At 68.8% G+C, this 26,016-nt stretch carries 22 protein-coding genes and 2 pseudogenes; 12 read left to right on the top strand and 12 right to left on the bottom strand.

Annotated features, from left to right (window positions below; all coding sequences use genetic code 11):
* The first annotated feature begins 205 nt into the window (after positions 1-205).
* Positions 206-7,210 (top strand): polymorphic toxin-type HINT domain-containing protein, encoded by a 7,005-nt coding sequence (locus ACZ7L7_RS07560; protein WP_471591897.1) that lies wholly within the window; start codon positions 206-208, stop codon positions 7,208-7,210.
* A gap of 40 nt (positions 7,211-7,250) precedes the next feature.
* Positions 7,251-7,478, top strand: a complete 228-nt coding sequence (locus ACZ7L7_RS07555; RefSeq protein WP_285512219.1) for a hypothetical protein — start codon at positions 7,251-7,253, stop codon at positions 7,476-7,478.
* 159 nt (positions 7,479-7,637) lie between these two features.
* Here the strand turns inward: ACZ7L7_RS07555 and ACZ7L7_RS07550 are convergent.
* The 3 genes and pseudogenes from ACZ7L7_RS07550 to ACZ7L7_RS07540 form a co-directional block, all read right to left on the bottom strand.
* A pseudogene (locus ACZ7L7_RS07550) lies at positions 7,638-8,888 on the bottom strand (tyrosine-type recombinase/integrase).
* Positions 8,888-9,076, bottom strand: coding sequence for a helix-turn-helix domain-containing protein (locus ACZ7L7_RS07545; protein WP_285512218.1), 189 nt, complete (start codon positions 9,074-9,076; stop codon positions 8,888-8,890). Before ACZ7L7_RS07545 ends, ACZ7L7_RS07550 begins: the two are co-directional and overlap by 1 nt.
* The gene (locus ACZ7L7_RS07540) at positions 9,073-10,821 is read right to left on the bottom strand and encodes a replication initiator (protein WP_472075236.1); all 1,749 of its coding nucleotides are present in this window, start codon (positions 10,819-10,821) and stop codon (positions 9,073-9,075) included. The genes ACZ7L7_RS07545 and ACZ7L7_RS07540 overlap by 4 nt, the downstream gene beginning before the upstream one ends.
* Positions 10,822-11,186: 365 nt before the next feature.
* On the opposite strand from ACZ7L7_RS07540, the gene ACZ7L7_RS07535 reads away from it, so the two are divergent.
* From ACZ7L7_RS07535 to ACZ7L7_RS07510, 6 genes are all read left to right on the top strand, one after another.
* Complete coding sequence (locus ACZ7L7_RS07535) at positions 11,187-11,564, top strand: GntR family transcriptional regulator (protein WP_285512446.1); 378 nt, start codon at positions 11,187-11,189, stop codon at positions 11,562-11,564.
* Positions 11,565-12,202: 638 nt separating this feature from the next.
* The gene (locus ACZ7L7_RS07530; protein ID WP_285512445.1) at positions 12,203-12,586 is read left to right on the top strand and encodes a type II toxin-antitoxin system RelE/ParE family toxin; all 384 of its coding nucleotides are present in this window, start codon (positions 12,203-12,205) and stop codon (positions 12,584-12,586) included.
* Positions 12,583-12,921, top strand: coding sequence for a helix-turn-helix domain-containing protein (locus tag ACZ7L7_RS07525; protein WP_232649539.1), 339 nt, complete (start codon positions 12,583-12,585; stop codon positions 12,919-12,921). The genes ACZ7L7_RS07530 and ACZ7L7_RS07525 overlap by 4 nt, the downstream gene beginning before the upstream one ends.
* A gap of 14 nt (positions 12,922-12,935) precedes the next feature.
* Complete coding sequence (locus ACZ7L7_RS07520) at positions 12,936-13,172, top strand: helix-turn-helix domain-containing protein (protein WP_453609175.1); 237 nt, start codon at positions 12,936-12,938, stop codon at positions 13,170-13,172.
* 170 nt (positions 13,173-13,342) lie between these two features.
* A complete protein-coding gene (locus ACZ7L7_RS07515) occupies positions 13,343-13,780 on the top strand; it encodes a DddA-like double-stranded DNA deaminase toxin (RefSeq protein WP_472075234.1) in 438 nt (145 codons plus the stop codon).
* Between the two features lie 114 nt (positions 13,781-13,894).
* Positions 13,895-14,488, top strand: coding sequence for an Imm1 family immunity protein (locus tag ACZ7L7_RS07510; RefSeq protein ID WP_453609169.1), 594 nt, complete (start codon positions 13,895-13,897; stop codon positions 14,486-14,488).
* Between the two features lie 240 nt (positions 14,489-14,728).
* Here the strand turns inward: ACZ7L7_RS07510 and ACZ7L7_RS07505 are convergent.
* Positions 14,729-15,805: pseudogene (locus ACZ7L7_RS07505) on the bottom strand (IS630 family transposase).
* 313 nt (positions 15,806-16,118) lie between these two features.
* On the opposite strand from ACZ7L7_RS07505, the gene ACZ7L7_RS07500 reads away from it, so the two are divergent.
* Positions 16,119-16,463, top strand: a complete 345-nt coding sequence (locus ACZ7L7_RS07500) for a hypothetical protein (protein ID WP_471430598.1) — start codon at positions 16,119-16,121, stop codon at positions 16,461-16,463.
* 103 nt (positions 16,464-16,566) lie between these two features.
* Here the strand turns inward: ACZ7L7_RS07500 and ACZ7L7_RS07495 are convergent, their stop codons facing one another.
* Entirely contained in the window at positions 16,567-16,788 is a 222-nt protein-coding gene (locus tag ACZ7L7_RS07495; RefSeq protein ID WP_285512444.1) for a DUF5959 family protein, read from the bottom strand.
* Positions 16,789-16,998: 210 nt separating this feature from the next.
* On the opposite strand from ACZ7L7_RS07495, the gene ACZ7L7_RS07490 reads away from it, so the two are divergent.
* On the top strand, positions 16,999-17,397 hold the full coding sequence (locus ACZ7L7_RS07490; RefSeq protein WP_285512214.1) for a VOC family protein: 399 nt from the start codon (positions 16,999-17,001) through the stop codon (positions 17,395-17,397).
* Here the strand turns inward: ACZ7L7_RS07490 and ACZ7L7_RS07485 are convergent.
* Positions 17,394-18,206 (bottom strand): class I SAM-dependent methyltransferase, encoded by an 813-nt coding sequence (locus tag ACZ7L7_RS07485; RefSeq protein ID WP_285512213.1) that lies wholly within the window; start codon positions 18,204-18,206, stop codon positions 17,394-17,396. The genes ACZ7L7_RS07490 and ACZ7L7_RS07485 overlap by 4 nt on opposite strands.
* A gap of 207 nt (positions 18,207-18,413) precedes the next feature.
* Here ACZ7L7_RS07485 and ACZ7L7_RS07480 point away from each other — a divergent pair, with 207 nt between their 5' ends.
* The gene (locus ACZ7L7_RS07480; RefSeq protein WP_472075231.1) at positions 18,414-19,610 is read left to right on the top strand and encodes a serine hydrolase domain-containing protein; all 1,197 of its coding nucleotides are present in this window, start codon (positions 18,414-18,416) and stop codon (positions 19,608-19,610) included.
* Positions 19,611-19,692: 82 nt separating this feature from the next.
* On the top strand, positions 19,693-20,469 hold the full coding sequence (locus tag ACZ7L7_RS07475; RefSeq protein WP_285512211.1) for an isoprenyl transferase: 777 nt from the start codon (positions 19,693-19,695) through the stop codon (positions 20,467-20,469).
* Positions 20,470-20,566: 97 nt separating this feature from the next.
* On the opposite strand, the gene ACZ7L7_RS07470 is transcribed toward ACZ7L7_RS07475, so the two are convergent.
* Genes ACZ7L7_RS07470 through ACZ7L7_RS07445 form a run of 6 tightly spaced genes read right to left on the bottom strand, consistent with a single transcriptional unit; the run spans position 20,567 to position 25,867 of the window.
* Positions 20,567-21,052, bottom strand: coding sequence for a hypothetical protein (locus ACZ7L7_RS07470; protein ID WP_453599425.1), 486 nt, complete (start codon positions 21,050-21,052; stop codon positions 20,567-20,569).
* Position 21,053: 1 nt separating this feature from the next.
* Complete coding sequence (locus ACZ7L7_RS07465) at positions 21,054-22,217, bottom strand: glycosyltransferase (RefSeq protein ID WP_453599428.1); 1,164 nt, start codon at positions 22,215-22,217, stop codon at positions 21,054-21,056.
* 13 nt (positions 22,218-22,230) lie between these two features.
* Entirely contained in the window at positions 22,231-23,493 is a 1,263-nt protein-coding gene (locus ACZ7L7_RS07460) for an MFS transporter (protein WP_453599431.1), read from the bottom strand.
* Between the two features lie 14 nt (positions 23,494-23,507).
* Entirely contained in the window at positions 23,508-24,326 is an 819-nt protein-coding gene (locus ACZ7L7_RS07455) for a class I SAM-dependent methyltransferase (protein WP_472075228.1), read from the bottom strand.
* Positions 24,323-25,177, bottom strand: coding sequence for a beta-keto acid cleavage family enzyme (locus ACZ7L7_RS07450; RefSeq protein ID WP_472075226.1), 855 nt, complete (start codon positions 25,175-25,177; stop codon positions 24,323-24,325). The genes ACZ7L7_RS07455 and ACZ7L7_RS07450 overlap by 4 nt, the downstream gene beginning before the upstream one ends.
* 57 nt (positions 25,178-25,234) lie before the next feature.
* Positions 25,235-25,867, bottom strand: coding sequence for a GTP cyclohydrolase II (locus tag ACZ7L7_RS07445; RefSeq protein WP_472075224.1), 633 nt, complete (start codon positions 25,865-25,867; stop codon positions 25,235-25,237).
* Between the last annotated feature and the right edge of the window lie 149 nt (positions 25,868-26,016).

Raw genomic sequence — 26,016 nt, 5'->3', positions numbered from 1 at the left:
TGGGGTACGCGCCCCCGCCGAGCTTTCTAGCAGGGCCGATGGCATGCACGCGACCCGACCCCGGTGCAGGGGGCCGAAGGTGAGAGCGGCCGATACCAGGTGGTAACTTTCGCCCCGACTGTTTTCACGGGGGATCAAAACTGGGGAATTCTCTATGGCAAAACGTAGTGGGCACAGACCTGCCCACAGACGTATACGCACGGCGATGCGCTGGTCACTTCCAGCACTCGCCGTCTCGCTTCTGCTGACCGGCCTCCCGCCCCTGACCCCGGACGCCCGTGCGGCCGGCGGGGAGCTGCCCGATGTGCAGGAGCTCGTGGATGTGCCGGGCAATCCGGCCGGGAAGAAGTCGGGACTCAACCCGGTACTGAGGCGGACCTGGACCAAGTCCCCTTCGGTCACCTGGCCGAAGGCCGACTCGGCCGAGGTCCGGCTGACGGCCGACGGCAAAGCCGCCCCGCGTGTCCGGGCCGGTTCCCTGCCGGTCCGCCTGACCGCCGCCCCGGGGAAGGGCAAGGCCGCCGAACGGGCCGTCACCGCCGAGGTCGAGGTCGCCGACCGCGCCACCACCGCCAAGGCCGGCATCGACGGCGTGATGCTCGCGGTGCGACGTGACGACCGGGCACAGGACGCCGCGAAGGTCCAGGTCGAGCTCGACTACAAGGGCTTCCGCAACGCCTACGGCGGCGACTGGGGCTCCCGCCTGACCTTCACCGCACTGCCCGCCTGCGCGCTGACCACGCCGCAGAAGGCCGAGTGCCAGACCCGTACCCCCGTCGCCACCACCAACAACGCGGCGAAGGGCACCCTGACGGCCACCGTCAAGGCACCCCCGGCCCAGGCGTCCGGCACAGCACAGCGCAGCGCGCGGGCCGCCGCCGGGGCCACCGTGCTCGCCGCTGCCGCCGCGCCCAACGGCGCGTCCGGCGACTACCGCGCCACCTCCCTGAGCCCCTCCGGCTCCTGGCAGGCAGGAGGATCCTCGGGCGACTTCGCCTGGTCGTACCCGATGGACATCCCCTCCTCGCTGGGAGGCCCCGGCCCCATGCTCGGGCTGAGTTACTCCTCCGCCAGCGTCGACGGCCGCTCCTCCGCCTCCTCGCAGCAGAGCAGCTGGGTCGGTGACGGCTGGGACACCGGCGCCAACTTCATCGAGCGCCAGTACGTGCCCTGCTCCAACGACCGCAAGGAGGGCTCGGGTTACAACAACCCCAAGCACCCCACCGGTGACCTGTGCCAGGGCCCGCCGGTCGTCACCCTGTCGCTGAACGGCAGCTCCACGCAGCTCGTCCTCGACGACAAGACGAAGAAGTGGGTGCCCGTCGGCGACGACGGCTCGCGCGTCGAACTCCTCAAGGGCGCCGCCAACGGCGACAAGGAGAAGGAGTACTGGCGCGTCACCAACGAAGAGGGCGTGCAGTACTACTTCGGGATGGACCGGCTGCCCGGATGGGCGTCCGGAAAGCCGGAGACCAACTCCGCCTGGTCCGTGCCGGTGTACGGCAACCACGAGGGCGAACCCTGCCGCAAGGCCGCCTACGCCGACTCCGTCTGCGACCAGGTCTACCGCTGGAACCTCGACTACGTCGTGGACCTGCGCGGCAACGCGATGACGTACTGGTACGAGAAGGAGCGCAACCACTACGGCTCCAACGTCACCCGCGAGGGCAAGTCCACCAACCGCGGCTACGACCGCGGCGGTTGGCTCAAGCGGATCTCCTACGGCCTGCGCGGCGACGCCCCGTTTGCCGACGCCCCGGCCCAGGTGGTCTTCGACGTCGCCGAACGCTGTGTCAAGACCGCGTCGTTCGACTGCGCGGAGAGCAAGCTGACCTCCGAGGCCAAGTGGGAGGTCACCCGCAACTGGCCCGACGTGCCCGCCGACCAGCTGTGCGCCGCGGGCAAGGAATGCAAGGACCGCTACGCGCCCACGTTCTTCACCCGCAAGCGCCTGACCTCCATCACCACGGAGATCCTCAAGGACGGCAAGCACCAGCCGGTCGACACCTGGGCCTTCACCCAGGACTTCAAGTCCACCGGTGACGGCGGCGTCGCCGGGGACTACCCGCTCTGGCTCAGCGCCATCCGGCACACCGGCAAGAACGGCACGCCGATCTCCCTGCCCCCGGTGACCTTCCAGGGCAAGCAGCTGCCCAACCGCGTCGACAACGACAGCGACGGCAACCCGCCGTTCCTGCGCTGGCGCGTGGAGACCATCCAGACCGAGACGGGCGCCCGCATCGCGGTCGAGTACGCCAAGCCGGAGTGCTCCACCGAGACCAGCCCCAAGAAGCTCCCGGACGCGGCGCACACCAACACCATGCGGTGCTACCCGGTCGTCAACGAGGTCCCCGACCCCACCGACGAAACCGGCCTGAAGAAGAAGTACTTCACCGACTGGTTCCACAAGCACCGCGTCGACGAGGTCCGCGAGGAGGACAAGAACGGAACCTCGCCGACGAAGGTCACCACGTTCAAGTACCTCGGCGACCCGGCCTGGGCCTACGACGACGACAGCGAACTGCTCAGCGAGAAGGCCCGTACCTGGTCGCAGTGGCGCGGCTACGAGAAGGTCCGCACCCTCGTCGGTACCGCCCCGGACAAGCGCTCCCAGGTGGAGACCGTCTACTTCCGCGGCATGGACGGCGACAAGCTGCCCAGCGGCAAGCGCGAGGTGAAGATCAAGGACAGCGAGGGCGGCACGGTCGACGACCACGAGCTCTACGCCGGCCAGATCCGAGAATCGCTGTACTACGACGGTGAGGGCGGCCCCCTCCAGTCCGCCACCCTCTACACCCCGTGGGTCCGCGGCCCCACCGCCACCCGCAAGCGTGACGAGGGAGCCGAGCCGCTCCAGGCGTTCATGGCCGGCACCGCGAAGGTCGCCTCCCGCACCGTCCTGTCGGGCGACCGCGGCCAGCGCCGCACCGCCGTCGAGCACGCCTACGACAGCCGGGGTCGCCTGGAACACACCACGGTCCAGGGCGACTTGAGCAAGTTCGGCGACGAGACGTGCACCCGCTACGAGTACGTCAACGACGCCGACAAGCACGTGTACACCCCGCAGAAGCGGGTGGAGACACTGACCAAGGCGTGCGACGCCAAGGACATCGCCCGCCCGGCGGACGTCGGCAGCGACAAGGTGATGCACTACGACGCCGACTACAACGTCACCAAGGTCGAGTCGCTCTCCGACTACAAGGACGGCAAGCCGGTCTACCGCGTCGACGGTTCGTCCACGTTCGACAAGTACGGGCGCGTCAAGTCCGTGACGGACCACGAGGGCAACACCACGCGCACCGCGTACACGCCCGCGACCGGCACCCTGCCGGTGAAGACGGTGGTCACCAACCCCAAGGGACACACCGACACCACCGAACTCGACCCCGCCCGCGGCCTGGCCCTGGCCAAGGAGGACACCAACAAGCGCCGCCAGGTGCTGGAGTACGACGCGCTCGGCCGTCTGGTGAAGACCTGGTCGCCCGACCGCGACCCTGCCACCCAGACCCCGGACGCCGAGTTCAGTTACACCGTCACCCCGGACGGACCCGTCGTCGTCACCACCAAGAAGCTCCTCGAACGGGGCGACTACGTGGTCACGTACGACATCTACGACGGCGCCCTGCGCCTGCGCCAGACCCAGCAGCCCGCGCTCGACGGCGGCCGGGTCATCACGGACACCTTCTACGACAGCAGGGGCCTGGTCTGGAAGGAGAACGGGGCCCACTTCAACTCCCTGGATCCCGAACCGAAGTTGTGGATCTCGGACGACAACAAGGTCCCGGCCTCCACCCGCACCGAGTACGACGGCCAGGGCCGCCCGGTCGCCACCATCGCCCGCAAGTTCGGCGAGGAGACCTGGCGCACCACCACCACCTACGGCGGTGACTGGGTCGCGGTGGACCCGCCCAAGGGCGAGACGCCGACGATGTCCCTGGTCGACGCCCAGGGCCGCAAGACGGAGCTGCGCCAGTTCAAGGGCGAGGGTCCGTCGGGTGCTTACGACCGTACGCGGTACACGTACGAGCGGCGCGGCATGCTGGAGTCCGTCACGGACCAGGCCGGCAACGTCTGGTCGTACAAGTACGACCTGCGCGGGCGTGTGTACGAGACGAAGGACCCCGACAAGGGGACCACGAAGTCCACGTACGACAAGGGCGATCGTCTCCTGACGACGACCGACGGCCGCGACCCGGCGAAGACCATCGCGTACGAGTACGACACCCTCGGCCGGGTCACCGGGACGTACGAGGGCTCGCTCAAGGGCCGCAAGCTCACCGAGCAGACCTACGACAGCCTCCCGGGCGCACTCGGCATGCCGGTCTCCACGACCCGCTTCGTCGACGGCAACGCCTACAAGCAGGAGGTCACCGGCTACGACAGCGAGTACCGTCCGCTCGGCTCGAAGATCACCATCCCCGCCTCCGAGGGCAAGCTCGCCGGCACGTACGAGTACTCCAGCACGTACACCAAGACCACCGGCATGCCCCAGACGATGACGCAGCCCGCGGTCGCCGGTCTGCCCAAGGAGCGGACGTCGGTCGGTTACAACGGCCTCGACATGGTCACCACCATGGCCGTGGCCGGGAAGACGTTCGTGGCCGGTACGGAGTACACGCCGCTCGGCGACGTGGTCCGCACCAGGGTCGGCCCGGCGGGCAAGCAGCTCATCACGAGCCGTGAGTTCGACGAGCAGACCCGCCGTCCGCTGCGCACGGTCTTCGACCAGGAGGTCGGCACCACGGGCACGGCCCGGATCAGCGACATCCGCACGGCGTACGACCAGGCCGGCAACATCCTGAAGATCACGGACGCCCAGGGCCCCAACCCGACGGCGGCCACGACCGACACGCAGTGCTTCGCCTACGACTACCTGCGCCGGATGACGGAGGCCTGGACGTCGGCCAAGGCCGGTGATTGCACCAGTCTCACGGGCAGCCCCGCGGCCAAGCCGGAGGTCGGCGGCCCCAACCCGTACTGGACGTCGTACACGTTCGACGCGGTCGGCAACCGCAAGACGGAGGTCAAGCACGACGTCACCGGTGACACCAGCAAGGACGTCACCCGCGACTACGAGTACGCCGAGGGCGGCACCACCACCAGCAAGCTCATGAAGGTCCGCACCAAGGGACCCGAGGGCGAGCGCGAGGACACCTTCGGCTACGACAAGGTCGGCAACACGACCACCCGCACGGTCATGGGCACCACCCAGGATCTGGAGTGGGACGTCGAGGGCCACCTGGAGCGGGTGACCGAGGGCTCCGGCGACAAGGCGAAGAAGACCGAGTACGTCTACGACGCGGGCGGCAACCGCCTGATCCGCCGCGACCCCAACGGCACGACCCTGTACCTGCCGGGTACGGAGGTACGGCTCGACAAGTCCGGCAACGTCGTCAAGGGCACGCGCTACTACCAGCATCCGGCCGGGCCGGCGATGGTGCGCACCGCCGAGGGCGGCAAGGTCACCACGACGTACCTGCTGTCCGATCACAACGGCACGGCGACGATGGCTGTCGACTCCGCCTCGGGTGCGGTCACGCGGCGCGCGTTCATGCCGTTCGGCGAGCCGCGCGGCAAGAAGCAGTCGATGTGGCCGGACGAGAAGGGCTTCGTCGGCGGCACGACGGACGAGTCCACCGGACTCACCCACCTCGGCGCACGGGAGTACGACCCGGCGATCGGACGGTTCATCTCGGTCGACCCGGTGATGGACATGGCCGAGTCGCAGACGATGAACCCCTACGCGTACGCCAACAACAGCCCGGTCACCTTCAGCGACCCGTCGGGGCAGTTCTGGGGGATCCCCCAGCTGATCCACGCGGCCGTCAAGCTGTACAAGAAGGCCTACGCCGCACTGACCGGCGGCACGCCTCCGGCCCCGTCCAAGCCGGTGCCCAGCGTCAGCAAGAAGGACGTCGAGCGGGCCAGGTGGCTGAAGAAGCAGACCAAGATGGACATGGTCATGCACGTGGCCAAGGAGGCGGTCAAGGAGGCCAGCGGCTACAACGACGTCGTCGACTGCCTCAACGGAGCCCTGGGCACCTGCGCCATGATCGCCGCGGAGGCCGCGATCCCGTTCGCGGGCAAGGCCAAGCGCCTCCTCAAGGCCCTGGAGAAGGCCTGGAGCGCCTACCGCAAGTGGGGGGAAGAGGTCCGCTGGGCCACGGGCATCATCAGGCGGGCCGATGCCGACGCCAAGGCCATGGCCAAGTACACGGAGGACATGGCCGAATGGAGGAAACAGGCTGACGCGGCGAAGGCGGCGAAGAAGGCGAAAGCCGAGGAAGCGGAAGCCACAGCCGCCAAGAAGGCCGACAGCAACGGAGACGGCGGCGGGGGAGACGGCACACAGTCCGGCTCCGGCGCCGGTGAGTCCTGCCGGGTCAACAGCTTCACGCCCGAGACCAGGGTCCTGATGGCCGATGGGACCACCAAGCCCATCAAGGACGTGAAGCCCGGCGACAAGGTGGTGGCCAAGGACCCGGAGACCGGCAAGACCGCGGTCAAGAAGGTCACGGCCCAGATCATCGGCAAGGGCAAGAAGAACCTCGTCGAGGTCACCATCGACACCGACGGCAAGAAGGGCAAGAGGACCGCCAAGGCGACGGCCACGGACGGCCACCCGTTCTGGGTGCCGGAGCTGCGTGAGTGGGTCAAGGCCACGGACCTGATGTCCGGCGACTGGCTGGAGACGGGGTCGGGCAGCCGGGTCCAGGTCACGGCGGTCAAGAGGTGGACGCAGCAGGATGTGGTCCACAACCTGACTGTCGCTGATATCCACACGTACTATGTGCTGGCGGGGGCTACGCCAGTCCTCGTTCACAATTGCAATGAGTCGATGGACTTCGTGCATGGGACGAGCTCGACCCATGCCGACAACATCGAGGCGAATGGGCTCAGTGGTGATGCGGCTCGCGCGAATTCGAGTGGCGGATCCGTTGGGCAGCCAGGGAACCTGTTTACGTATCGGGTGAGTCCCGGGGATTCGGACACTCTCAGCGCTGCTGCGACATTCGGTGGAAGTCGCACCGCTTCGGGAGATCGCCCAGCCATTCTCATCTTCCGTATGTGTAAGTGCACGTACGATCGATTGACGGCAGACGGTCATATAACTACACGGGTCACTGACGAGGTGAGCGGGAGGGTCGAGCACATCTTCGGCCCAGGAGCGCTGCCGTACCTGCAGCAGGTCTATCGCAGGAACCTATGAGTGCCATGTGGCCCTGAAAGTGATAGGTGGTGACGTTCGCATGGTCGATCCCGCAGAGTACGACAAGGATATTCCTCGTGTTCAAGAGCATTTGCGTAAATTTGAACGCGCCTTTGGGAAGGTCCGCGGGACCCACAAGGGGCGCCCGGTGGACGAAATTCGGCAGGCCCTCCTGGAAGAATTCGAATCCGAGGGGTTGATCGTGTGGAGCGAAGTTGCGGATGGCGCGGCTCGCCGAATTGCCGAAGAGCAGGCGGATGAGGCGTAAGGTCTCCCGCGCGTAGGCTGCATCGGCTTCGTAGAGTTGTGACAGCAAACCTGAGGCCTTGCAGATTGTGATTGGTGGGGCTCCAGGGGAGCTTGACGGCAGTAGTTGACGGCAACGGCGGCGGACACCTGGGTGTCCGCCGCCGTTGCCGTACGTACGTCAGGGGTGGTCGAGGGCGCGGCCGAGGGAGTCGATGGCGTCTCGCTGGAGGCGGAGTCGGACGTGGGCGTAGACGGTGGCGGTGACGCCGATGTGGGCGTGGCCTAGGAGTTCCTTGATCACGACGAGTTCGACTCCCTGCTCCAGGAGCAGAGTGGCGGTCGAATGGCGGAGGTCGTGGAAGCGGATGCGGCGGAGGCCGGCCTTGCAGAGGAGCGTAGTGAAGGTGCGGGTGAGGTTGGTCGGGTCGATCGGCCTGCCCTGGGGTGTGGTGAACACGTACCCGTTGTGCTGCCACTCGGTGCTTGCCGTGTGACGGTCGCGCTACTGCTCCTCATGGTGGTGCTTCAGCGATTGGAGGCAGCGGGCGGGGAGGGCGATGCGGCGCTCGGAGGCCCGGGTCTTGGTGGGCAACGTGGTGAGTCCGCCTGTGCTGGTGCGCTGCAAGGTGCGGCGGATGGCAGCCGTGCCCCGGTCGAGGTCGAGGTCGAGGTCTTCCCAGCGGAGGCTGAGAAGTTCGCCTTTGCGGAGTCCGGTGTGGAGCGCGAGTTCGAACAGGGCACGGAGCCGGTGTCCGCGCGCGGCTGTGAGGAACTGCCGGGCTTCGTCGGCGGTGAGGGGTTCGAAGCGTCGGGGGCGTGGGGTGCCGGTGCGGACGTTGCGGGCGACGTTGCGCGGGATCTCTTCCTCTCGGGCGGCGTGCTCCAGGGCGGACTTGAGCACGGAGTGGATGTAGGTGAGCGTCAGCGGGGAGAGCAGCTTGGAGCAGCACCGGCCGATGGCGCAGCAGCGGGGCTGGTCGCGCCGGGCGTCGATGCCGCGCGAGCAGCACTGGCAGGTGGTGCGGAGCTGGTTGAGCCAGGTGCGGACGTCCTTGGCGGTGAGCTTGGTGAGCTTCTTCTTGCCGAGGCCGGGGATGAGGTACCGGTGGACGCAGGTGGTGTAGCGGGTGTGGGTGTTCTCGCGGAGGTGGTGGACGGCGACGTTCTCCAGCCAGTACGTCAGGTATGCGGCCACGCTGCCCTGTGCGGAGGGGACGGGGAGGCCGCGGTTGCTGGCGGCGATCTTCTCGGTGAGCTTGTCCAGCGCTTCCTTGCGGGTTGTGCCGTAGACGCGGACGCGCTTGCGGGTGTTGCCGGGGGCGAGGACGTATCCGGCGGCTTCCCAGCGGCTGTCCCTGCGCTGGTAGACGGTCCCGTCGCCGTTGGCGCGTACGCGGCGGGAGGCGGCGGTGTCTCGGGGGGTGGTCATCAGGCGGCTTCCTGGTCGAGGCGGGTGCGGATGAAGTCGGTGAGGGCGTGGGCGGGGATGCGGCGGGCACGGCCGAGGGTGAGGGAGGCGAGTTGCCGGGTGCGGAGGAGGTCGTAGACGGCGGTGCGGCCGAGTTGGAGGCGGGCCATGACCTGGGGGACGGTGAGGAGTTCGGTGCCGGCGGTCACGCGACGGCCCCCGCCCGGACAGCACTGGTCAGCCGATCAGCAGAGTGACCGACCGGGTGACCGGTGGAGTGACCGGCGCGGTCACTGGAGCGCTCCGAGCGCCGGGTTCGGGTCGGTTGCTCAGGTCGGGGCTGCCGCGTCGCGGCCAGGAGGTCGGCGAGATGTTCGAGTTCGGGCAGGAGGCCGGTTCCGGCGTACTGCCAGTGGGAGATGACCAGCGTCGTATCCGAGTCCACGCGCTGACTGGCGGTATCGCGGTGACCTGTGGGGTGGCCGTGACCGGGTCGGTGACCGGCGGTCAGGCCGGTGGGGTGACCGGCCCGGTCACCGACAGGGTGCCTGTCGGTGCGGTGGTCAGCGGTCGGCATGTCGGCTGTGGCGTCGAGTCGGCCGAGGCGCCAGGCTGTGCGTTCGGCGCGGAGGTGGGTGAGGGTGGTGGAGTAGTGGCGGGTGCGGGTGGAGAAGTGGCCGCGGAAGCCGAGCATGTGGGCCCATTGGCGCAGGCGGAGGTGGGCGTGCTGGGGGTGGGTGGCGAGGTGCCAGGCTGTGTGGATCATGCGGCGGGCGTGGTCGATGATGTCGTGGGTGGCGAGTTCGGCGAGGAGTCGGAGGCGGCGGTCGAGGGTGCCGGTGGTGGTCTCGGCGCCCTTGGTGGCGTACTTGGCGATGTAGGCGGCGACGTGCCGCTCGGTGACCGGGCCGCCGCCGGTGAAGTCCCTACTGCGGATCGCCCGGACGTCGATCTGCCGCCCGAACCGGAACACCAACCGACCCGCCCGATCTGAGTCTTGAGGCTGGGACGCGGGGATGTACTCGGCGGGCTGCGGTTGCTTCGGCGGTTCGCCTTCGTGGTGGACGCGGGTGCGTGTGGCGGCGGCGCGGACGGCGTGGTCGAGGAGTTGGGTGGTGGCCCAGGCAGGTGGGGTGCTGGTGGGGCCGGTGGGTCCGTCGAGGCGGATGACGGCGTGGAAGTGGACCTGGCCGCGTTTCTGGTACTCGGCGACCTTGGCGTAGGAGAGCGTGGCGTGATCGTGCAGCGCGCGCTGGGTCAGCCCCGCCGTCTTGGCGATCTCGCGGCGCAGGTGGGTGGTGAAGCGGGCCCACAGGGCCGGGGCGTGCGCGTTCCACAGGACCGCGCCGGTGTAGTCGTAGCGGTCGGGGTCGAGCGGGGTGCCGAGGAGAGGGTCGTCGTCGGGGTGGACCTGACCGCAGTGGCAGCGGCTGGTGTCGGGCTGGTTGTGGACGGGGCCGAAGCCGGGTGCGGTGAGGGTGGCGAACACGCGCGGGTGGGCGGCGACGCTGGTGGGGACGGTCTTGCCGCCGCGTAGTCCGGCGGCGATGAGTTGGTAGGTGTCGTAGCGGTAGAGGGTGGAGCAGGCCGGGCAGCGGGTGGCACGACGGTTGCCGCAGCGCACCAGCAGTTCGCCCGCCGGGAGTCGGCCGGAGTCGAAGTGGTCGAGGACCTCACCGGTCGCGGTGTCCAGGCGGGTGCGGTACCCGCTCAGGCGGACAGGCTGCGTGCAGCCGCCGAGTCCGGCTATCTGCCGTGCGAGGGGTGCGAGTTGGCCGGTCGCGGCGAGCTTCGCCAGCTTGGCGGTGAGCCTGGCGCGACGCTCCAGCGCCTGCCCTGCCGCCGATGAGGCGGTGGCGTCCGTTCGGCAGGTCGGCGTCGTGAACGTCGACGACGAGGGACGAGAAGCGGCTGGAACGGACGCGGAGTACGGGAGTTGGAGCTGTGCAGGCATGCGGAAGGGGGCCTTTCGGCGGGAGCGCGGAAGGGGTACGGCGCGGGGTGGCGTGGGCAGGCCGAAGTGATCGGCTCACAGGGAAATGGGGCGCCTCGGAGTTGGGCGCGGGGGCCGGACCAAAGGGGGCTTGGTCGGCGGGGCGCGGCGGTGATCACCGGCGGGTGCGTGACGTTAACATCGCCCCATCAGCACATTCAAGTGCATCCCTTTTGATTCCTTTCTAATGGGTGGTGGGACGTGGGTAGTGTGAGGGCGGTTTCCCGGTTTGGACGGGCCGGATTGTGCTGGTAGAGGGCATGGGAAAGCGGGGGTGGCCAGGCGTGGTGGTGGGGCGGCGCGGGCGCAGGCCGGCGGGCAGCGGGGTGCAATTGACGTTCGAGGTCATCGCCGAGACCCTGCGCGAGCGCATCCGCTCCGGCGGGCTGAAGCCGGGGGACGCGTTGCCGACGCAGGCCGTGCTGATGCGGGAGTTCGGGGCGTCAAGCCTGACCGTGCAGAAGGCCATGGCCCTGCTGAAGCAGGACGGGTGGGCGGTCTCCCGCCCCGGCAAGGGGGCCTTCGTCGCGCACTACGACGACACCGATGACCTTGACCACCCAGACATGACCGCCCCCGTCGGCGGGACGGCGGCCCGCGTCGAAGCGCTGGAACTGGCACTGGCCGAGGCCGCTCAGCAGATTGTCGACCTCCGCGCCCGCGTCGAGGCCCTGGAGTCGCGCGGCGGCGGGCGGGGCCGCTGACCCGCGCCGGGACGCTGGTCAGGGCGGGTCAGGGCGGTACGTTCAGATTTTCTCTTCGAGGTTCAAGGGGGCCCCGCCCGCCGAGGTTGGCCGCTGTCGCCGACAAACCCGCCGTTCAATCGGGAGGCCGGCTACGCCGCAGGTGGCGGGCCGCCCCGGCAGCCGGGGGTGATCCGGGGCTGCCGGAGCGGCAATCTGCCTGGTCACCGGGCTGACAGTAATGGGGCTCCTGGGCGGAGCAAGTTGTCGCCGACGACCGTCCTACGGCCGGATCGCAGGCACATGGTCGACCAGGGGGCCGACCCTCACGCCCGCCGCCGGACTCGCCGAGCGCGGTGGTCGGCGTTGCCTCCGTCGGGGGCCGACTCCTCCCGCCCCGGCCCCGCGCCGCCAGACTGGGCGACGCACCAGCCCGGCCGTACGCTGCCTCTCCCACTCGGGCCCGATCCCGCCGAAAGAAGCCGACCCTGCACCGCCTCGGCAGGTTGCCGCTGGCTTGCGGGCGGCGCCATGGCATCAGGACGAGGAGGGGGAGTACGGGGGTGTGCGGCGCTGGAGTGGCTGCGGTCGCGGTGACGGCACACGACCTGAACTACGAAGTCGCGCTCTCGCGCCCCGTGCCATATATCATCGGCGATATGGACAGCGGGCGGTACTCGATCGAGATCGAGCCGGAGGTGCGGCTGTGGCTGGAGAACATTCCCGCCCATCACTACAAGCAGGCCGAACGCGTCGCCGACCTGCTCGCCGAGCAGCCCACCACCCTTGACGAACCGTACTCCCGCCACCTGGGCGGCAAGCTCCGTGAGCTGCGCTTCCGCCTGGGCGATGCCCATCAGCGGATCACCTACTGGCTGGCGCCCGGCCGACGTGTCGTGCTGCTCACCGTGTTCCGCAAGACCAAGATGCGCGAGCAGGCCGAAGTGGACCGCGCCCACGCCGCACAGCGATTGTGCGAGGCAGAGCATGAAGCCGCCGCTGAGCACGACCTCTACAGCCGCAACCTCAAGGAGTCTCAATGAACCACAGCGAATGGAGGACCCGTCGCCACCGCCGGCTGCTGGGCGAACACCTGGACGCTGACCCCGAGTACGACCGGGTCTACGAAGAGGCCGGCCTCGCCATGACATTGGGCAAGGCCGTCTACGACCGGCGTAAGCAGCTGGGCCTGAGCGAGGCCGACCTCGCCGAGCGCATGCACGTCGACGTCGATGACATCGAAGGCATCGAGACGGCCACCGAGCTGCCGCCCATCGCGGTCATCATGCGCCTGGCCCGCGCACTGGACCTCACGGTGGACGTGCACCTCGCCGGCGGAGACGAGCCCACCGTCACCATCGTCGCCCCAGCGGCCTGAGGCGGGGAGGAACCATGCAGGACCCGCCTTCCGCGCTCGCCCGTGAGCTCGGGCAACTCGTCCACGACCGGCGCATCGAGCTCGGGCTGTCCCAGGCCGAGCTGGCCGGGCGGTGCGGGATGAAGCAGCCGCAGATCTCCCGCTTCGAAGGCGGCGGGACCGTGCCCACGCTTCCCCTCCTGCGCCGCCTCGCTCAGGCTCTCGGCGCCGACCTGACCATCAGCCTCACCCCGCACGACAAAGCCGCTTGACACGCATTCGGAATTCCTGGAATTCCCCAGGCGGTGTAGACCACTGACGGCGGTAGTGACGGCAACACCAGCAGACTCCAGCGCCCGAGCACGAACATTTGGCAACTGTCAAATCACCCGCTGACCAGCAAACTTGCAGGTAGGAGCGGCCTGGCCTGCACACGTACTATGTGCTGGCGGGGGCCACGCCGGTACTCGTACACAACTGCAATCCACTCGACGGCATTGCGGACGAGTTGGCAGGCAGCAAGATTACGACTGGTCAGGTCGTAGATGATGCTGGAAATAAAGTCGGAGCTCCCGTATCAAGCGGTGAGAATGGTTCATTCGCGCAAGTAAGGGACGCGCTCAAAGAATCTGGCGTGCCTCACGACGCTGCAGGTGGGTTCGCGGCCGCATCTCATGTAGAAACCAAGATCGCTTTGGCCATGAGAAGCAATGGCGTTCAGAGGGCGACAGTCGTAATCAACAATTCTGACGGCGTTTGTTCTGGTCCCTATTCATGCATGACTGGGGTGTCTGCAATTCTACCAAGTGGGTCTAGCCTGACAGCCGTTTGGCGCACTGAAGAGGGCTGGCACGGGGTAACTATGCTGGGCGGCGGTTAATCTCAAGAGGTGTAATATCTGGCCGGCCCTGCCCTGGGGTAGAATCCTCCGGGGTGGGGCCGGTCTAATTTCGGTATTCCGCATCGCCTCACCTGTGAACGTTGGAGGATATTAATGATTCTGACTATTTTCACTGGCGGTACGACATATCATGCAGCATCGGGAGCTATTCTTAGGCGCTTGATTAGCGAGTTGGTGACCGGCGGGCACGACCAAGGGTCAGACGTGGCTGGACGGCCGAAGGGTGGAATTTTTGCAACGTTTGTGCTCTTGGCGCCACATAGGGATCCGATGAAATCAGATCGGTACTTTGACAGCTATCTTCAAGTCTCGACAAATCCGCTTACAGGGTATGGCGCATTGAGGTGGCAAGTTCCCGAGGATTCCGTAGTTCGAGTGGATTGGGAGATTGCGAGGAGTGTGTGGACCTCTAGGAATCCGGAACCGCCGGTGTTGAATCAAAACGTTGTTGCTGATTTGGGTGATTGGAGGCTGTTCGAGCCCCGCAATACGCTGCCGGTAGCTGATATTCGTGCGGCCGTCGAGGAATTTTGCGAACTAAGAAGCGGTCAGAGGCCAACGGCGATTTGCTGGGATCGTGGTGACTTTGGCACGTGCCACTCTCTGAATGGGCAGGCGGATGTGACACCTTCCTACTGCCAGGATCCGTGGTGCAGAGACTCGGGTACACGGCACCCATTGCACTGATTAAGGTTCTCGGTGGCGCTTCGTGCAAGTTGGAATCTCCCTTTCGGTGAGACGGTATTTATTACTCGAACATGGAGGTTATGTGCGAATGTCGCGTTGATGTCGCTGTTTGTTGAACTTCAATTTGCTTGTCGACGTGTGCAAGCGAATTTGACGCCCCGTCAGGCGGTGTCTGGCGAGGCGTCTGTGTGGGGTGACGGCAGTAGTTGCCGTTGAGGTTGAAAGGGTGGGGTGACAAGGTCATCCGGGTTCGAGGCTGAGTCCCGTCTCGGCGACGAAGCCGTTGAGGACCTCGGTGCGGCGTTGGAGGGCTCGTAGCCGGTTCTTGACCAGGGGGTGGAGGTCCTCGACCGCTCTCGGGGCCAGGTTGGCAAGGGACTTCTTCAGGTGCGCCCACACCGCTTCGGCAGGGTTGAGGTCCGGCGCGTATGCGGGGAGCTTGACGACGGTGAGCCAGTCACTGTTGCGGTCGAGGAACTGCCGCAGTGCTTGTGAGTGGTGGGTACTGGCGTTGTCCCACACGACGATCAGCGGGGCACCGCCGAGCTGCCGTCGGGCGGAGGACAGCAGGTCCGCGAACTCGCGTGCCCGGAAGCCCTTCTTCTCACCCGTCCTGCCCCGGTACAGCTGGGTCCGGTAGATCAGCTTCGTCTCACGTCCGGCCTTGACGCAGACCATCCCGGCCATCAGGACTCGGCCCGAGCCCTTGCCCGTCACCTTGACCACCGGGGTCCGGCCGCGCCGGGACCAGGTACGGCCCTTCGCCGGGCGCAAGTCCTGGCCGGCTTCGTCCTCGAAGGCTATCCACGCCCCCAGGAGCTCGGCCGTCCTCTTACCCGTGACCACTGCTCCGTCCGCCACCGGGCCACGGCCGGCTCGTCACGTTCGACGGCCCGATGCGCCGGCACCTGCGGTGCCCAGCCCAGCCGGTGCAGCAGATACGACACCCCGCGCGGGGTGTACCTGTAGCCGAACAGGCGGTGGATCAGATCCGCCACCCTGGCCAGGGTCCACCGCTGGTCCTCGCTCCAGCCCTGCGCGGCCGGGCCCGCTTCCAACTCGGTCTGGAGCCGTTCTGCCTGGGCCCCGCTGAGCTGGCAGGGGAAGCCGCCGGCTCCCCTGGAGGCCAGGGCCGCCCGGCCGCCCTCACGCCAGGAGGCGTGCCAGGCGTACGCCGACTTCCGCGACACCCGTAACCTGCGGGCCACCTCCGGCGGCCGCACCCCCCCGCTCGAACATCTCCGCGGCCTCGAAGCGCACCGCCTCCCGCTTCGCCCGCCCCGCAGCGGTCAGACCGCCGCCATCCGCGTACCTCATGACGAGGACGTAGCACCGCCAACGACTGCTGTCACCCCACCCTTTCAACCTCAGCGTCAACGTAAGCGGACGAGGGCGGCGCAGGGTGGCGGTTCGTCGCCGTCGGAGCGTGCCGTCTTGGTGTTCTCCGGGCTGTCGAGTGCGGTGCTGAGGGTGTCGATGGCGTCGCGCTGGAGGCGGAGTCGGGTTCAGCACTTCCAGACGGCCGCACTGAGACCTCGGTGACCTCTCGACGTATCAGACCCTGCAGCGGTCTTCGCCAGGCCGGAATATCCGCAAGCGCCCGACACGGAAGCTGTGACAGCCTGCTGACATGCCATGGGAGCTGCGAGAACATGCAGGCCGTCACTACGCCGTCCTGTTCCACTACGCCTTGCCCGACGATGCCTGGGCCGTGGAGCTGAGCGAGGCTGTGCCGGCGTCGACCGAGGGGGCCGACAACCTCGACGCCGCGGTGACCCACGTGCCCGGCGCTGCCTTCTTGACGGCGCTTGTCCCAGAGGAGGACCCGAATCTGCAACCGACCGTCCGCGTCTGGAGCCCTGACGAGCGCGTTGTCCCCTACGAGGTCATGCGCTGGTTCATGGAGCAGGTGGCCGACCAGGTAGAACGCTGTCGCATCGCGTTCGATCAAGGGGAATCTGAAGCAGTGGAATGATCACGCAGTGACCGGTGTGATCACGGCGTCGGAGCTTCCACTGGAGGACTGGGCCATGGCCGCGGCACGGTCACCGGTCGAACATGGCGTCGCCTGCCTTCTCTCAACGCCGCCATTCGTAGGCGCCCGGGCCTGTTTCCCTCACCTCGCTTGGCCATTCCTGGAGCACGGCCCGATCTGACGGGTAGGAGCAGACGCTGAGATGTCCGCCGACGAAGCTGCTTTCCACGACGACCTCTGCGTCGAGCAAGTCGTGCGTAGGCAGAATTCCCGGGCTGCGCCGCCCCAGGACACTCACCCGGAAGGTGTTGTCGCAGTCCGACATTCTGATCAGGTCGGTGGCGCTATCTTGAGATGTCACGGTTTGGCCATTCCTGTTTGTCGTGCATTTCCCGCAGGCGGTTACATCACTCCGGCTGTGCGACGCTTTCGGACCGACGGCCAACAGCCAGCGCAAGGGTGAAGTTGCCGCGGCCACCGGTCCCGTGGTGTGCCCTGGGACGCCGGGAAAGGCCACCCATGAAGGAGACGCGGCATGTTCGGACAGTCGAAGGCGTTCAGTGGATTCTCCGTCGATGACATCGACGCGGCCCGCCGTTTCTACGGCGAGACGCTCGGGCTTGAGGTGGAGGAGGCCGGGCAGGGTGGCATGCGGATGCTCGTCATCAAGCTCGGCAGTGGGGCCGAGGTGTTCGTCTATCCCAAGGACACGCACACGCCCGCGTCGTTCACCATCCTCAACTTTCCCGTGGACGACATCGAGCCCGCCGTCGGTGAGCTGGAGCGACGCGGGGTGACCATGGAGCGTTACGAAGGGTTCGAGCACGACGACAAGGGCATCGTGCGGATCGGCGAAGGCGGGCCCGCCGCGATTGCGTGGTTCACCGACCCGGCCGGGAACGTCCTCTCCGTCCTTCAGGAGAACCCGAGTTAGAGCCTCCGCCCCCATGCCAGCAGTATCCCGGGGGCGAGTTCGGCGAGCGTCGGCGACGACAGATACGCCAGGCACTCCTCGACCGTGGCGGCGTCCACCCCTCCCGTCGCCACCAGTTCGGGACGCATCCGCTGCAAGGTCTGCGACCAGAAGTGGGCCAGTGGGCCGTCGGGGACCAGAGGTGGGCAGTACAGTTCGGTGCCCACGTCCGCCAGGCCCTCCTCCCGCAGGAGGTGTGGGTACGCCGGTACGGCCGAGATGTCCGTGCCGATCGTCGTGCGCAGGGCCTCCCACATGGCGTCCATGGTGCGGCGGTAGGGCGAGGTGGAGCCCAGGGTGTCCGGCAGCTCCACGGCGTCGCCGAGGAGGAGCCGACCGCCCGGGTTCAGACGGGTCGCCAGGCGGGCCAGGACCCGGCGTCGTTCGGGCAGGTGCATGAGTACGAACCGGGCGTGGATCAGGTCGAAGGTGCCCAGGTCCAGCGAGTCGTCGGTCACGTCCGCCGTGACCACACGAAGGCCCTGCTCCGGCGCTTCGCCCAGCGCGCTCGTGTCCCGGTCCAGTGCCACCACCTCACGCGCACCCGCCTCCCTCAGCAGCCACCGTGCCACCGTCCCGGTACCGGCACCCACCTCCAGGCAGCGCGCACCAGGACCCACGCCCAGGGCGCGCAGCCGGTGCGTGGTGACCGGGTCGTAGATCACGGCGGCGTCGTCGATACGCTCCGCCTCACGTGGGTGCCCGGCGTTGAAAAGGGTCTCCCCGTAGTGACCGGCGCCTTCGTGAGCTGCGGGATCCGTCGAGTTCATGGTCCGACGTTAGGTCGTGCCCGCACAGTCCCGCCTGCCGCCCGAGGCGCGGGACAACCTCTCGGACCGGCGCAGGGCCGCTTCAGCGACCTTCCCCGGTCCGAACGGGTGGATTCGCCTGAACGAGTGCGGGGAGGGGGCCCGGGCCAGGTACCCGAAGGTTGATGCGGCCGACCGGTGTCGCACTGACCCGGAAGGTGTCGCGCCGTGCGCCGAACCCCCTCCCGCCGCCTGTCCGCCGCAGCCCTGCTCGTGGCCTCCGTGCTCACCCCCGTGGCGGTGACACCGGCGGCCGCCGTGCCGTCCGTGAGAGCCGAACGGCCGGACACGACCGACTACCCCCGGCACGCCCTCGGCCCCGAGCTGAGCCACCGGCTCGACCGGGCCATCGAAGAGGTGCGCCAGCAGGCCGACATCCCCGGCCTCGTTGTCGGCCTCTGGATGCCGGGCAAGGGGCACTACGTCCGCGCGACCGGCGTCGCCGACACCGCGACCGGTCGGCCGATGACCCGGGATGTGTCCGTACGCATCGGCAGCGAGACGAAGACTTTCACCGTCACGGCGCTGCTGAAGCTCGTCGACGACGGCAGGGTCGGCCTGGACGACCCGATCGCCAAGTACGTCAAGGGCGTGCCGAACGGCCGGAAGATCACCCTGCGGCACCTCGCGGAGATGCGCAGCGGACTGTTCCCGTACACGTCCGACCCGGACTTCGTGCACGACCTGCTGAGCGACCCGCAGCGCACCTTCACCCCGCGGCAGACGCTCGCCTACGGCTTCAAGCACAAGAACACCTTCAAACCGGCTAAGCAGTTCGAGTACTGCAACAGCAACCTCGTCCTGCTCGGCCTCGTCATCGAGAAGGTCACCGGCAAGCGGCTCGCCGATGTCATCGACAAGCGCGTCCTGCGCCCGGCCCATCTGCACCACACGGTGTTCCCGGACAACTCCGAGTTCCCCGAACCGCATCCGCGCGGTTACACGAACCAGACGCTCAGCGGAGAAGTCGCCGACGCCACGGACTGGAACCCCAGTTGGGCCTGGGCCGCCGGAGCCATGATCTCGAACCTGCACGATCTGCGGCGCTGGGCGAGGGTCGTCGCCACCGGTACGCTGCTGAGCCCGCGTACGCAGGCGGAGCGGCTGAAGATGCTCCCGACCGGTGTCCCCGGCACCGGCTACGGCCTCGGCATCTTCGAGAGCGGCGGCTGGATCGGCCACAACGGGTCCATCCCCGGGTACGAGACCGTGACCGTCTACCTGCCCTCGAAGCGGGCGACCCTGGTGCTGATGATGAACACGGACATCACCTACCAGGGTCAGGAGCCGTCCTCCCTCGTGGCCCGGGCGATCACCGAGATCATCACGCCGCACAACGTGTACGACCGGCCGATCCCGCGCTGACGCAGGGCCGATGGCTCGGGCCGCGCATCGGGCGATACGGTGGCCCCCACTAGCGGTCGGTGGGGACGAAGGGACATGGCACGTGGCCTATAGGGCGCTTCGCGCGGGATTGGAAGCCCTGTACGTCAGGCGACTGGCGCGCAAGCTGGAGGGCAAGCCGCGGCCACGGCACGTCGCCATCATGCTCGACGGCAACCGTCGTTGGGCCCGCGGCGCCGGGCACGACGACGTCCGCGAGGGATACCGTGTCGGCGGCGCGAAGGTCGGCGACTTCCTGCGCTGGTGCGACGCCGCCGACATCGAGCACGTCACCCTGTGGATGCTCTCCGACGACAACCTGCACCGGCCGCCCGCCGAACTCGGTCCGCTGCTGGAGATCATCGAAGAGACCGTGGCCAGCGTCTGCGCGGCCGACGAGAACTGGCGGATCGATGTGATCGGCGCCCTCGACCTGCTGCCGGGGGACACCGCGCGGGCCCTGAAGGCGGCGGTCGCGGGCACCACGGGCCGCACCGGCCTCAAGGTAGACGTGGCGGTCGGCTACGGCGGGCGCCGCGAGATCATCGACGCGGTGCGGTCCGCCTTCGACAAGCACATGTCCGCCGGCGGGGATCCGCGTGAACTGGCCGAGAACTTCGACCTCCACCACATCTCGGACAACCTGTACTCCCCGGCGGCCGCCGACACGGACTTCATCATCCGCACCTCCGGCGAGCAGCGCCTGTCCGGCTTCCTGCTGTGGCAGTCCGCCTACGCCGAAGTGCACTTCGTGGAAGTCCTGTGGCCCGCCTTCCGCCAGATAGACCTGCTGCGGGCGCTGCGTTCGTACGCGGTCCGGGACCGGCGATACGGCAGATGACAGCAGCGGACGGTGGTGAGGGTCAACCCTCCCGCCGGAGCCGCGGCTTGTCCGGAATGAGCACAAGGCGGGCCGGGCGGCGGCCCGGCCCCCGGGCTCAGGCGCTCAGGTCCCGCCACGCCGCCGGGTCGTCGGGGCCCGACGGCGGGCGGCAGCGTACGGCGGCCGTGTCCGTGTCCACGTCCAGCAGCCAGGAGCCCTGAGCCCCGGTGGCGGGGGGTGGCACCTCCTCCAGGGCGACGCCGCCGCCCGGCGGACACAGGCCCCGGTCCGCCGGCGGACGCCACACGAAGCGCCGTACGTCCGGCTCCGCCGACCACAGCGGACGGGCCGCCGCCCAGTAGTCCGTCAGGGCGCAAGGCGGTGCCGCCCACAAGGCGTCCCGGTCGCGGATGTCCCGCCACAGCCAGTACACGCACAGCCGCCGCCCGTCGGTGACCTTCCCCAGCACCTGAAAGCGCAACAGGCCCTCGGCGTCGAGCAGTTCGCCGAGCCGCAGGTTCAGCTCGGCGAGCCGAACGCCCGCCCCCGGCCGCGCCGTCTGGAATCCCAGCACCGCGCACGCGTCGACCCCGGCCGCCATGTCAGCCGGAGAAGCGTTCGAGGCGGCCGATGGGTTCGGTCGGCGCCCACGACAGCAGCGGGATGTGGTAGTTGACGGTCTGTCCGTTCTTCAGCTGCCCGGAGCTCGGGTGGTACAGATGCAGCATGCGGTCGTCGTACTGGTCGAACGCGGTGGCCAGTTGGACGCGGAGCACGAAGTCGAGGTCCTCCCGGCCCCAGCCCTCGAACCGCTCGTCCATGCCGCTCACCGAGTCGAAGACATCGCGGCGCAGCCAGACACACAGCCCGGGCGCCCGCTGCACCGCGAACCATCGCAGTCTGGCCGCGTCGGCCTCCGCCCTCCCCTCCACGCAGCGCTCGCGCACCGCCACCGCGGATGCGGGCGCGTCCAGGTACAGCAGGTCACGGAAGCACAGGAACGCGCCCGCCCCGGCGCGCCGGAACCGCTCGGTGTTGCGCCGTACGAAGTCCCGGTCGACCAGGGCGTCGGCGTCGATCAGGCACAGGTATGGAGCCTGGCGCGTGGCGTTGAGGACACCGCAGTTGGTGGTCCAGCACTTGTTGAAGGGGCGGTCGGAGAACGCGAACAGCCAGTCGTCGGCGTACTTGAGGGCGGTCTCGCGCCAGCGCGGGGTGGTGTCGGACTCGACGACGGTCACGTGGTACCGCTCGCGCGGCAGGGTCTGGTCGGCGAGGGCGGCCAGACAGGCCACCAGGTTGCGGGCGCGCACCCCGTCGGGGCTCTGGTCGCGGAAGGCGACCACGATCTGGGCGACCGGTTCGACGGAGGTGGGTGCGGGCGGTGCGGCGGGCCAGGAGCGCCAGTCGGGGTCGGCGGTCGCGGTGCGGTCGTGGGCGGCGCCGAGGTGGTAACCGAACCGGGAGCGGTCCTTGAGGTCGAGGGCGATGTCCACGAAGGATGCCCACGGGTCGTGCGCCACCAGGTCCCGCACCCGGTGCCAGGCTTCGGCGCTCGCCGGGTCCGCCACCAACGCGTCGGCGGCCGCGGTCAGTTGGGTGTCACCGTGGGACTGGATCTCCTTCAGCAGCTCGGCCGTCCGCTCCTGCAGCCGGTACCAGTAGTAGGGGTTCGCCTCGCGGGCGCCGTGGTCGGCGTGGACGACCAGGGCGTCGGCGACGGCGCTCGCGGCGACGGCGGGCTCTTGGGGGGGTCGGGGCATCATGGGCGTACGGTCCTCACGTCGATGGCTGGGTCTTGGTGTCGACATGCCGGGGGAAGCGGGTGCGCAGCGCGGCGAAGACGAGGGCGGCGGCGAGCATCAGCGCGAGGAACGCCGTCCACAGCAGCAGCGGCGGCCCGCTGAGCAGGTAGCCGACCAGGGCGGGGCCCGTGACGGACGACAGGCTCCAGGAGAGCTGGAACACAGCCACATAGCGGCCCTGGGAGCCCTCCGGCGCCGCGGCGACGGCCAGGCTGGTGGTGGCGGGCGCGGCGAGCATCTCGCCGAGGGAGAGGAAGACGACACCGGCGATGACCACCGCCATCGCCAGGACGTCGGACGACGGTGCGGGGGCGCAGGCCAGCAGGAGCACGGCGGCCACGAACGAGGCGGTGCCCGCGAGCGCGGTCGTGGTTCTGCGCAGGTGGTAGAGGCGGGCGGCGACGGTGGTCTGGAAGAGCATGGTGAGTGTCATCTTCAGCATCAGCGCGAAGGCCGCCGTCCAGCTCGCCAGATGCACATGCCGGACCAGGTAGACCGGCAGCACGAGGGTGGAGATCAGCCAGCCGTAGGTCAGCAGGGTGTTGCCGAAGGTCAGCGTCAGGTACGGGCGGTCCGAGCGGAGGGCCCGCCACCCTCCCACGGGTGCCGCTTCCTCGGCGGCGGGCCGGGTGGGCCGGTTGCCGCGCAGGGAGACGAACAGCAGCCCGGCCGCGACCGAGGTCGCGACGTTCAGGGCCAGCATCGCCCTCAGGCCGTCGGTGCCGCTCAACGCGAGCGCCACCGAGGCGATGCCGGAACCGGCGGCCAGGCTGGCGCTCTTGGCCGCGTTGACGATGGCGTACCAGCGGTCCAGGCTGTCGCCGTCGCCCACCTGCTCGCTGACGAAGACCGGCCAGGCGGCCCAGTAGGTGCGGTCCGCGACCGTGACGACCACGATGCCGATGAGCAGGGGCCACAAGGAGTGCACCCAGAAGTACAGGGTGTACCCCACCGCGGCCGCCGCCGTCTGCGCGATCAGCACGTGCCGTGCGCCCAGCCGGTCCACCAAGTGCCCCACGAACAGCGGCACCGGCAGTCCGGCCAGGCTCGCCACCGTGATGATCACACCGAGCCGGGCCACCGGGATGTCCGTGGCGGTGGACAGGTACAGGAAGGTCAGCGGCAGGAACGCCCCGTAGCCGACCGTGTCCACCACGACGGCGGCCACCAGCCGCCGGTGCACCGAGCGCCGGTCGACGGACCGGCTCCGGTTCCGCCGCCCCGAGGTAATGCTCATCCGCCTCAGTATGGTCAAGGACGGCCGACCGGTCGTCGCAGCACGGCGAACACACTGGCGTGCACCACCTCGATCTCGCCGTCCGGCCCGCCGAGCGCCCCCTGGAGCAGTTCCACCGCCCGCTCCCGTCGCGGTGGATCCGCCTGCCAGGGCCCGCCGCTGGCCAGCCACCAGGTGACGTAGGCCGGCACGCTCACCGAGCTGCGGCGCTCGACAAGAAAGGCGTCCTCCGCCGCAAGGCCGTTGCGCTCGCCGACCGCGACGAGTTCGGCGCAGGTCAGTCTGCGGCGGGTGAAGTCGTCCGCGGTGTCCTGGCCGAGCAGCCGGCGGACCCGCCCGCCGACCCGGTGGTCGAAGTCGTCGGTGGCCGCGCTCCGTCCGGCGGTCGCCGCGCAGAGCAGGCCGTCCGGCGCGAGGAGGTGCCGCAGTCGGGTGAAGCAGTCGTCGTAGCGCGGGTGCATCCAGTGCAGGGCGGCATTGCTGAACACTGCGTCGTACGGTCCCTCGACCGCCCCGGTGTCGAGCAGGGAGCCGTGCCGGAACTCGACGCGCCGGGCGTCCTGTTCGGCGGTGCGGGCGCGGGCGTGGCGGAGCATGTCGGCGGAGACGTCCAGCCCGGTGATCCGGGCGGCCGTCGGCAGCCGGGACAGCAGCTCCTCGGTGAGCGCTCCGGTGCCGCAGCCCACGTCCAGGGCGTGCCGCACCCGCTCGGGGTCGGGATGCAGCCGTGCCACCAGGGCGGCGTTGCGGCGCTGGAGGCGTCCGGTGGCCTCGTCGTAGGAGTCGGCCGCGTGCCAGCGGTGCTGCCCGACCGTGGCGGTGTCCCGGGTCATTCGCGCGTCACCGGCTTGAGCCCGATGATCGCCCGGGTCTCCTCCGGGGTCGCCGGTTCCCGGCCCAGCTCCCGCCCGATGCGGACCGCGCGCTCGACCAGCCGGGCGTTGGCGGCGGGGGACTTGTGCGTCCAGTCCTCGTACGGGTTGTCCTCCAGGCCGACGCGCACATGTCCGCCGAGCGCGGTGGCGAGGGTGTTGGCGCGGGTCTGGTAGCGGCCGATGCCGGCCAGCGCCCAGGTGGTGTTCCGGGGCAGCGCGGCCAGCACGGCGGCCAGGTTCGCCGCGCTGACCGAGGCCGTACCGAGGGAGCCGAGCAGGATGTTGGCGTAGAACGGCGGCTGCAGCACACCCTTGTCGGCCAGGAACGAGGCGTAGTCGGCCATGCCGACGTCGAAGATCTCCAGCTCGGGAACCACCTCGTGGTCCCGCATCGCGGTGGCCAACTCCTGGATCGTCCGGGGCGAGTTGACGGAGGGGCCGGTCGGGAAGTTCATGGAGCCCAGCGTCAGGGAGGCCATCTCCGGTTTGCCGGGGCCGGTGACGGTCAGGGAGGCGGCGCGCTTGTCGGTCTCGGACCAGTTGCGGCCGCTGGTGGTCACCACGACGACGATGTCGGGCGCCTCGGAGACGACCGCGTCGCAGATCTCCTGGAACCGCTCCGGCCGCCAGGTGGGTTCCTCGTCGGCGTCGCGGGCGTGCAGATGGACCATGGAGGCACCGGCGTCACGGCAGCGGCGGACGTCCGCCGCGATCTCGGCCGGCTCCAGCGGCACGGCCGGTACCTTCGCGCGGCGCGGGATCATTCCGGTGGGGCAGAGGTTGACGATGAGCTTGTCGGCTAAACCCATGCGGAGCCTGCTTTCGAGGGACGTTCCGGGTGCGGCGGGGGTGCGGAGGGGGCTTCGTCAGCCGCGCGGCTCGGCGGCTTCCGGCAGGGGGCCGAGGCTTCCGAGGTGGCCGAGCACATAGTCCTTGGTCTTCAGGTAGCCGGAGTTGTGCGGGGTGACGAAACCGCCCCACGGGACGCGCTGGACCTCAAGGCCCGCGGTCTCCAACGCGGCGATCTTCGAGGGGTTGTTGGTGGCGAGCCGGAGCCGGGCCACGCCGAACTCGCGGAGCACCTCGGCGGCGTCGGTGTAGTCACGGTCGTCCACGGGCAGCCCCAGCGCGAGATTGGCCTCGGCGGTGTTCAGGCCCTGCTCCTGGAGGGCGTAGGCCCTGATCTTGTTGGCGAGGCCGATGCCCCGGCCTTCGTGGCCCAGCAGGTACAGCAGGATGCCGTGGTCGCTCTCCAGCAGGGCGTCGAGCGCCGCGGACAACTGGCTGCCGCAGTCGCAGCGCAGCGAGCCGAGGATGTCGCCGGTCGCGCACGCGCTGTGCAGCCGGACGAGGGGCGCGCACTCCTCGGCGCGTTCGGTGCGGTGGACAGCGGCGATGACGCTCTCGGGGCCATTTCTGTCCCTGCCGAAAACGTGCAACCTCACCTCTCCGCCGGAAATCGGCAATGTGCAGCTGGCCTGGTTGACGATATGCGGCATGGGATTCCCTCAGGGCGCGCGAAAGGTCACGGCGTACGGATCCTCTTCCAAATCCAGGCTACAAGCGGTTTCGTGCGAAAGAATACGAGTTGGATTTCTGTCGTGAAACCGCTCTCCGACCCGACCGAAAAGGTGGGCAAATAGGGTCA

Source organism: Streptomyces sp. NPDC110618, from assembly GCF_055657065.1.
Note: the sequence above shows the minus strand (reverse complement) of the source record. Positions and strands in the feature narration are given on the sequence as shown.

What these genes read in the sequence shown, in the direction of transcription:
- ACZ7L7_RS07485 (WP_285512213.1), bottom strand. Translation starts at nt 18,206, where the DNA reads ATGAACTCGACGGATCCCGCAGCTCACGAAGGCGCCGGTCACTACGGG.
- ACZ7L7_RS07465 (WP_453599428.1), bottom strand. Translation starts at nt 22,217, where the DNA reads ATGATGCCCCGACCCCCCCAAGAGCCCGCCGTCGCCGCGAGCGCCGTC.
- ACZ7L7_RS07525 (WP_232649539.1), top strand. Translation starts at nt 12,583, where the DNA reads ATGAACCACAGCGAATGGAGGACCCGTCGCCACCGCCGGCTGCTGGGC.
- ACZ7L7_RS07520 (WP_453609175.1), top strand. Translation starts at nt 12,936, where the DNA reads ATGCAGGACCCGCCTTCCGCGCTCGCCCGTGAGCTCGGGCAACTCGTC.
- ACZ7L7_RS07460 (WP_453599431.1), bottom strand. Translation starts at nt 23,493, where the DNA reads ATGAGCATTACCTCGGGGCGGCGGAACCGGAGCCGGTCCGTCGACCGG.
- ACZ7L7_RS07500 (WP_471430598.1), top strand. Translation starts at nt 16,119, where the DNA reads ATGCCATGGGAGCTGCGAGAACATGCAGGCCGTCACTACGCCGTCCTG.
- ACZ7L7_RS07455 (WP_472075228.1), bottom strand. Translation starts at nt 24,326, where the DNA reads ATGACCCGGGACACCGCCACGGTCGGGCAGCACCGCTGGCACGCGGCC.
- ACZ7L7_RS07450 (WP_472075226.1), bottom strand. Translation starts at nt 25,177, where the DNA reads ATGGGTTTAGCCGACAAGCTCATCGTCAACCTCTGCCCCACCGGAATG.
- ACZ7L7_RS07530 (WP_285512445.1), top strand. Translation starts at nt 12,203, where the DNA reads ATGGACAGCGGGCGGTACTCGATCGAGATCGAGCCGGAGGTGCGGCTG.
- ACZ7L7_RS07470 (WP_453599425.1), bottom strand. Translation starts at nt 21,052, where the DNA reads ATGGCGGCCGGGGTCGACGCGTGCGCGGTGCTGGGATTCCAGACGGCG.
- ACZ7L7_RS07540 (WP_472075236.1), bottom strand. Translation starts at nt 10,821, where the DNA reads ATGCCTGCACAGCTCCAACTCCCGTACTCCGCGTCCGTTCCAGCCGCT.
- ACZ7L7_RS07445 (WP_472075224.1), bottom strand. Translation starts at nt 25,867, where the DNA reads ATGCCGCATATCGTCAACCAGGCCAGCTGCACATTGCCGATTTCCGGC.
- ACZ7L7_RS07560 (WP_471591897.1), top strand. Translation starts at nt 206, where the DNA reads ATGCGCTGGTCACTTCCAGCACTCGCCGTCTCGCTTCTGCTGACCGGC.
- ACZ7L7_RS07510 (WP_453609169.1), top strand. Translation starts at nt 13,895, where the DNA reads ATGATTCTGACTATTTTCACTGGCGGTACGACATATCATGCAGCATCG.
- ACZ7L7_RS07495 (WP_285512444.1), bottom strand. Translation starts at nt 16,788, where the DNA reads ATGTCGGACTGCGACAACACCTTCCGGGTGAGTGTCCTGGGGCGGCGC.
- ACZ7L7_RS07555 (WP_285512219.1), top strand. Translation starts at nt 7,251, where the DNA reads ATGGTCGATCCCGCAGAGTACGACAAGGATATTCCTCGTGTTCAAGAG.
- ACZ7L7_RS07490 (WP_285512214.1), top strand. Translation starts at nt 16,999, where the DNA reads ATGTTCGGACAGTCGAAGGCGTTCAGTGGATTCTCCGTCGATGACATC.